Source organism: Luteibacter sp. P1_D3, assembly GCF_056406135.1.
Genome location: NZ_JBFUAT010000072.1, coordinates 1 through 7110, shown reverse-complemented (window position 1 = coordinate 7110; position 7110 = coordinate 1). Strand labels below are relative to the sequence as shown.

4 protein-coding genes, 1 rRNA gene and 1 pseudogene are annotated in these 7110 nt (G+C 63.2%); 5 read left to right on the top strand and 1 reads right to left on the bottom strand.

Features of this window, described 5'->3' with window-relative positions; genetic code table 11:
- Positions 1–83: 83 nt before the first annotated feature.
- A 5S ribosomal RNA gene (gene rrf, locus AC1DYM_RS22675) occupies positions 84–198 on the top strand.
- A gap of 258 nt (positions 199–456) precedes the next feature.
- Entirely contained in the window at positions 457–1224 is a 768-nt protein-coding gene (locus AC1DYM_RS22670; RefSeq protein ID WP_477342260.1) for a DeoR family transcriptional regulator, read from the top strand.
- Between the two features lie 932 nt (positions 1225–2156).
- Here the strand turns inward: AC1DYM_RS22670 and AC1DYM_RS22665 are convergent.
- Positions 2157–2546 (bottom strand): annotated as a pseudogene (locus AC1DYM_RS22665) (glycosyltransferase family 39 protein); the annotation flags it as partial.
- A 649-nt stretch (positions 2547–3195) separates the two neighbouring features.
- On the opposite strand from AC1DYM_RS22665, the gene glpD reads away from it, so the two are divergent.
- From glpD to glpK, 3 genes are all read left to right on the top strand, one after another.
- Positions 3196–4707: a glycerol-3-phosphate dehydrogenase gene (gene glpD, locus AC1DYM_RS22660; protein ID WP_477342258.1), complete on the top strand. Its 1512-nt coding sequence runs from the start codon at positions 3196–3198 to the stop codon at positions 4705–4707.
- Positions 4708–4751: 44 nt separating this feature from the next.
- Positions 4752–5594, top strand: a complete 843-nt coding sequence (locus AC1DYM_RS22655; protein ID WP_046967910.1) for an MIP/aquaporin family protein — start codon at positions 4752–4754, stop codon at positions 5592–5594.
- A gap of 8 nt (positions 5595–5602) precedes the next feature.
- A partial coding sequence (gene glpK, locus AC1DYM_RS22650; protein WP_477342256.1) for a glycerol kinase GlpK occupies positions 5603–7110 on the top strand: 1508 nt, incomplete at its 3' end.

The following is a 7110-nucleotide window of genomic DNA, read 5'->3' as shown; positions in this document are numbered from 1 at the left end:
ACTCGCTTCCGAATCCGGACGCTTGTCACTCGTTTACACCCTCTGTGGAGCCGGCGCTCAAAAAGCGCTGCTCCCACCCCTTCCCTGGCGGCCATAGCGGCGTGGTACCACCTGATCCCATCCCGAACTCAGAAGTGAAACGCGCATGCGCCGATGGTAGTGTGGCTCAAGCCATGCAAGAGTAGGTCACCGCCAGGGGCCTTATACCGGAACAACCCGTCTCCTTTTGGAGGCGGGTTTTTCTTTGCCTGGAATTTGACCTCAAGCGCCACTGCACGAATACCCGCGGTAGGAGCCGATTTATCGGCGATAACCAGGTCGCCGAATCCCGGCCCGCTGCCGCGGGATCGCCGATGAATCGGCTCCTACAAGAGCTCAGGCTCATCGCAACCGCCGCATGACACTCTCGCTGCGACCCGGCATCATGTCGCTGTGTCACGGAGTAACGGGAAAACGATGGATCCACGATTGAACCGCCGGCAGGAAGAACTCATCGCGATCGTTCAACGCGAAGGTTTCGTTGGTGTGGACGAGCTGGCCAGTCATTTCGACGTCGCCCCGCAGACCATTCGTCGCGACCTCAACCTGCTCTCCGACAGCGGCCTTATTCGTCGCTACCACGGCGGGGTGAGTCCCTCGTCGAGTGTCGAGAACGTTGCCTACGCTGCGCGCCAGACGCTGCAGGCCGCGGAGAAGAACCGCATCGCCGCGTCGATCGCCAAGCAGGTTCCCGATGGCTCATCGCTCTTCATCAACCTGGGCACCACCAACGAGGGCGTCGGCCGCGCCTTGCTCGATCATCGCGACCTCCGTGTCATCACCAACAACCTCAACATCGCCCTCCTGCTCAGCGACAACCCGACGTTCGAGGTGATCGTTGCCGGTGGCGTGGTGCGTGGCCGTGATCGCGGAGTTACCGGCGAGGCGACGATCGAGCTCATTCGCCAGTTCAAGGTCGACTACGGAATCATCGGTATCTCCGGCATCGAGCTCGATGGAACGCTGTTGGATTTCGACTTCCACGAAGTCCGCGTTGCCCAGGCGATCATCGAGCACTCGCGCCAGGTCTACCTGGGTGCCGATCACACGAAGATCGGCCGTAACGCGATGGTGCGGCTCGGCGACTTCTCGCGGGTAGACGCCTGGTTTACCGACAAGACGCCGCCGGAACCGCTGCTGCCGGTGCTCGAGGCCGCAGGGACGCAGCTGCACGTGGCCAACTGAGGCCACGCTCGCGCTCTAGCCGAATTCGGGCTCAAGAGGCCAAAGCTTGCTCCACGGCTTGCGCGCAGGACCGCAGACGAAGATGTCGGGATGATCACGGCTTTCTTCGTTGACGACGCCCATGTATTGCCGGAGTGGCCGGCGAGGCGGCAATCGACGAAGAGCTCATCGGCGCGCTCACGCGAACTCCCCAGCACGATGACCGTCTGAGGCGGAATCTGCGGATAGCCGCGCAGCCATCCGGAATTGACCGCGGTAATCGGTGCAGGGAGGCCGTAAGCCTTTCCGAGCAAAGCGATGGCTCCCTGTTCGCCGTAGTTGCCCACGACAATGCCCAGGTTGACCTGCTTCTCGGCGGGCAGGGCGTCCCTGATGGCAGCCACGCGCGCCACCATGTCGTTCCAGCCAACTTTCTCGCGCAGGTCGTCGTTCCGCTTCAGCGCAAAGTCGCGCAATGAGCCATGGGTAGCGATCGGCATGATGATCATCGCTGCGTAGATGCCGATAGCCGCCACGCCGCTGACGATCAGCACGGCTATCGTTGTCCGCCACGCTTGATGCCGGGTGCGCAGCCAGCGCTCGCTCATCACGGAGCCCATCGCCAGCAGCATCGGGTAAGCGGCGCTGACGTAGTAGAAGCGGCCCCGTAGCAGCATGAATAACAGCAACGGAGTGACGTACATCCAGGCGAGCATGCGGTAGCGGCGCGTGCGGAAGTATCCCCAAAGGCCCGCGATCCAGACGGGCGCGGCGAACAGGTTGGCATTGATCAGAAACTGGTCTCGGAGAAAACCTTCCGCGCGACCTTCGTTGACGTCGCGGGCGTGGATGCTCTCCAGGAAGCGGTAGGAAATGAAGTCGTGCCTGGCGAGCCAGATCAGGTTGGGAGCAAACACGAGTAGCGCCACGCCCACGCCCACCCAAAGCCACCGACCAGCGAGGTATCGCCGTGCGTCGGTTAGCAGCACACCCGCCAGGACGCCTGCCAGCTCGAATGCGATCGAGTACTTGGTCTGCAATCCAAGGCCGGCAAACAGGCCGATCATCACCCACCAGCGCGGATCATCGTCGCGGCGGAGCCGAATCACGCTCCACGCGACTAACACCCACCACAGCATGTCGAATGAGGTGTACTGAAACATCGTGGCATTCGCCATGGCGACCGGCGACAGCCCGACGGCGATCGCCGCAAAGGCCTGGGCCTGGCGGCTGCCACCCAGCTCACGCGCCATGAGTCCGCTGACCAGGATCACCACGCTCTGCGCCACGACCGAGAACAAGCGCAGCCCGACCAGGGAGAGCCCACATGTCTTCAACCCCACAAACACGAGCGCGGACGTCAGCGGCGGGTAGGGTACGAAGCCCCAATCCAGATGCTGGGCGTCGGTCAGAAACTGGAGCTCATCGCGGTGAAAGCCGTACTGCCCGTTGGTCAGTACGTGCGCCAAACCAAGAAGCCCGGCGATGACGAGCAGCGGCACGATGCTGCCTTGTGGACGAAGAGCGGTCGGTGCCGGTTCGGGCAGGTCGCGGTCAGGCACGTTGGAGTTCCCCCGGAGTCATTGACGAAAGATCCTTGCTGGTCCGCGCCTTCTGAGCCACCTGAAGGGGTCCAACGGATGTCTTTCGGGGACGAAATGTGGGCTGGGAGGGACGGATGTCGGGAGGGTTCGGTGTGACCCTTGTGCGAATAGTCAATCATTCCAGTGAATTAGCTGGTCGCTCGATAGCGCGGCGCCCATAATCACCCTGATCGTCGCTGACTGTTTCAAACAAACGTCGCGTTGCAGTGCAGCGTGCCATGTTCGTTTATGTTCGAATATGCTCACTTTTAACGCAGGCGCCGCTTGCTGATAGTGTGAAATGTTCGTTTTCTGAGCCCATCGGGCGTTTCGTAGAGAAAAACGAACATAGCCGAACAAGGCGCTACCCTCTCAGTGAAACGGTGCCTCCAGCCAAGCGGAGTGCGCGATGGTCGAGCAGGTCGATGTTCTAGTGGTCGGTGGTGGCGTCAATGGCGTCGGAATCGCGCGTGACGCGGTAGGGCGCGGGCTGTCGGTGTGGCTGTGCGAGCGCGATGACCTGGCTTCGCATACGTCGAGCGCGGCGACCAAGCTGATCCACGGCGGGCTGCGTTACCTCGAGCAGTTCGAGTTCGCCCTGGTCGGCAAGGCGCTGGCCGAGCGCGAGGTCCTGTTGAGGGCTGCACCGCACATCATCTGGCCGCTGCGCTTCATCCTTCCGCACCAGCCGCACCTGCGCCCGGCATGGATGATCCGCATCGGGCTCTTCCTCTATGACCATCTGGGACGCGGCCGGCGCACGCTGCCCGGATCGCGTCGTGTTCGTTTCGCCAAGCACGTGACCGGCGAGCCGCTGCGCAGCGAGTTCCACCAGGGCTTCGTCTACTCCGATGCCTGGGTGCAGGATGCGCGCCTTGTCGTGCTCAACGCGATGGATGCCGTGCACCGTGGCGCGAAGATCGAGACGCACACCAAGTGCATCAGCGCACGCCGCGATGCGGATGGCTGGACGGCCGAGCTCGAAGCACGCGACGGCAGCCGTCACTTCGTCAAGGCGCGCGCGCTGGTGAATGCCGCCGGCCCCTGGGCGGCGACCTTCCTCGACGACGTGGTCCACCTGAAGCATTCGCACACGCTGCGCCTGATCAAGGGCAGCCACATCGTCGTGCCGAAGATCTTCGATCATCGCTATGCCTACATCTTCCAGCAGCCGGATCGCCGCATCGTCTTCGCCATTCCGTATGAGCGCGACTTCACGCTGATCGGCACGACGGATATCGAATACAAGGCGGACCCCTCGCATCCGGTGATCGAGGCCGAGGAAACGCAGTACCTGTGCGAGGCCGTGAACCGCTACTTCAAGAAGCAGCTCACGCCCTCCGATGTCGTGTGGAGCTATAGCGGCGTACGCCCGCTGTTGCAGGACGAATCCGGCAGCGCGTCGGAAGTCACGCGCGATTACCTGCTCGACATCGATACGGACGGCGCGCCGCTGCTCAATGTCTTCGGCGGCAAGCTCACCACGTTCCGCAAGCTCTCCGAAGAGGCCGTCGACAAGCTCGCGCCCCTGCTGGGCAACGACAAGCCCGCGTGGACGGCCGACGCACGCCCGCTTCCCGGCGGCGGCGAGCGCGATATCGATGCGCTTACCGACGACATCCGCTCATCGCGTCCGTGGCTGCCTGAGACCTTTGCCTGGCGGCTCACGCACATGTACGGCACACGCGCCCGCGATCTGCTGGGCGAGGCTAACGGTCTCGCCGCGCTGGGCGAATATTTCGGTTCGGATCTCTACCAGGCGGAGGTGGATTACCTGGTCCGCCACGAGTGGGCGACCGAAGCCGAGGACATCCTGTGGCGACGGAGCAAGATCGGCCTGCGTGTCGGCCCCGATGACGTGCGTCGCCTCACCGAGTACCTGAACCGGCGTGTCCCCCAGGGGGCTGCCACCCACCCGTAGCGCCCACCGGCGCTTCCCAGCCATGAAACCCGATGGAGAGACGGATCATGCGACAACAGATAGGCGAGCTGATTTCCGAAGCCCTCGCAATGTTCATCATCATTGCGTTCGGCGATTCCGTAGCGTGCATGTACGTGCTCTACGACCCTAGTCCCTACCTCAATGCCTATTGGGGCGTCTGTATCGCCTGGGGCCTTGCGGTCACCATTGCGATCTACGCGACCGCCTCGGTGTCGGGTACGCATGCCAATCCTGCAGTCACACTGGCCCTGGCGATCTTCCGCGATTTCTCGTGGAAGAAGGTCGTGCCGTACTGGATCGCCCAGGTCATCGGCGCCTTCCTCGGTGCGGCCATCGTCTACGTCCTGTTCGGACCGGTCATCGACCATTTCAACGAGACGCATAACCTGACCCGCGAAGCGGGCGGTGCGGCCGGCGTGTTCTTCACGCATCCGGGCCTCGCCATCACTCCGATGCACGCGCTGCTCGACCAGGTCATCCTGACGGCCTTCCTGCTGTTCGGCATCTTCGCCATCACCGAGCAGTACAACGAGACCGCCCCGGGTGCGAACAGCGGTGCGCTGATCATCGGCCTGCTGGTGGCCACCATCGGCGCCTCGATGGGCTACCTCGAAGCGTGGGCGATCAACCCGGCGCGTGACTTCGGTCCCCGTCTGTTCGCCTTCTTCGCCGGCTGGGGTTCGTCCGCATTGCCTTCGCCCGACAACTACTGGTGGGTGCCGATCGTCGGCCCGCTGATCGGTGGTGTCGTTGGCGGCGGCGCCTACCAGCTGCTCGTGCATCCCTTCCTGCCGGCACGCCAGCGTGCGCTTGAAGAAGCGCGCCAGGCGGCCGGTCGCAACTCTTCCAACCAGACCACTCGGTGAGGCCAGCAATGGAAACGTCCAAGGACAAGCGCTACATCCTGGCGATCGACCAGGGAACCACCAGCTCGCGTGCCATGCTCTTCGACCATGACGGCAACATCGCCGGCACGGCCCAGCGCGAGTTTCCGCAGATCTTCCCGCAGCCGGGTTGGGTCGAGCACAACCCGCGCGAGATCATGACCAGCGTGCTGTCGACGATGACCGAGGTCATCAGCAGTTCCGGCATCGACGCCAGCGCCATCGAAGGTATCGGCATCACCAACCAGCGCGAAACCGCGGTGGTCTGGGAGAAGAGCACCGGCCAGCCGATCTACAACGCCATCGTGTGGCAGTCGCGGCAGACCGCCGACATCTGCGACAAGCTCAAGGCCGATGGTTTCGACCCGATGGTGCGCGAGAAGACCGGTCTGTTGATCGATGCGTACTTCGCCGGTACCAAGGTGCGCTGGATCCTCGATCATGTCGAAGGCGCGCAGGAGCGGGCGGAGAAGGGCGAGCTGCTGTTCGGCACGATCGACACCTGGGTCATCTGGAACCTCACCGGCGGCAAGGTGCACGTCACCGATTACACCAACGCCTCGCGCACGCTGATGTACGACATCTTCAAGCGCGAATGGGACGACGAGCTGCTCAAGATGCTCAACGTGCCGCGCGCCATGCTGCCCGAAGTGAAATCGTCCAGCGAGGTCTACGGCAACACGCTGGCGAAGCATTTCTTCGGCCGCGAAGTGCCGATTGCCGGTATCGCGGGCGACCAGCAGGCGGCCCTCTTCGGACAGGCCTGCTTCGAGCCGGGTCTGGCCAAGAACACCTATGGCACCGGCTGCTTCATGCTGATGAACACCGGTGACAAAGCGGTGCGTTCGAAGAACGGCCTGCTCACCACGATCGCGTGGGGTCTCAACGGCAAGGTCGAGTACGCGCTCGAAGGCAGCATCTTCGTTGCCGGTTCCGTCATCCAGTGGCTGCGCGATGGCCTGCGCATGCTCGGCAAGGCGGCGGACTCGCAGTCGTATGCGGAACGTGCGAAGGACAACGATGGCGTGTACTTCGTGCCCGCGTTCGTCGGTCTCGGTGCGCCGTACTGGCGAAGCGATGTGCGCGGCGCCGTGTTCGGCCTGTCACGTGGCACGACGAAGGAGCAGTTCATTCGTGCCGCGCTCGAGTCGATGGCTTACCAGACGCGCGACGTGCTCGAAGCGATGCAGATCGATTCGGGTATCGAGCTGAAGGAACTGCGCGCCGATGGCGGTGCGATCGCCAACGACTTCATGGCGCAGTTCCAGGCGGACATCCTCGGCGTGCCGCTGTTGCGTCCGAAGGTGCAGGAAACCACGGCACAGGGTGCGGCCTACCTCGCCGGTCTCGCGGTCGGGTTCTGGAAAGACCAGAGCGACATCACCAAGCGCTGGGCAGTCGATCGCGAATTCAAACCGTCGATGACGAAGGAAACGCGCGACGATCTGTACGAGGGACCGTCGATGACGAAGGAAACGCGCGACGATCTGTACGAGGG

Excerpts from the sequence above, each read along its gene's own strand:
- AC1DYM_RS22670 (WP_477342260.1), top strand. The coding sequence starts at position 457 with ATGGATCCACGATTGAACCGCCGGCAGGAAGAACTCATCGCGATCGTT.
- glpD (WP_477342258.1), top strand. The coding sequence starts at position 3,196 with ATGGTCGAGCAGGTCGATGTTCTAGTGGTCGGTGGTGGCGTCAATGGC.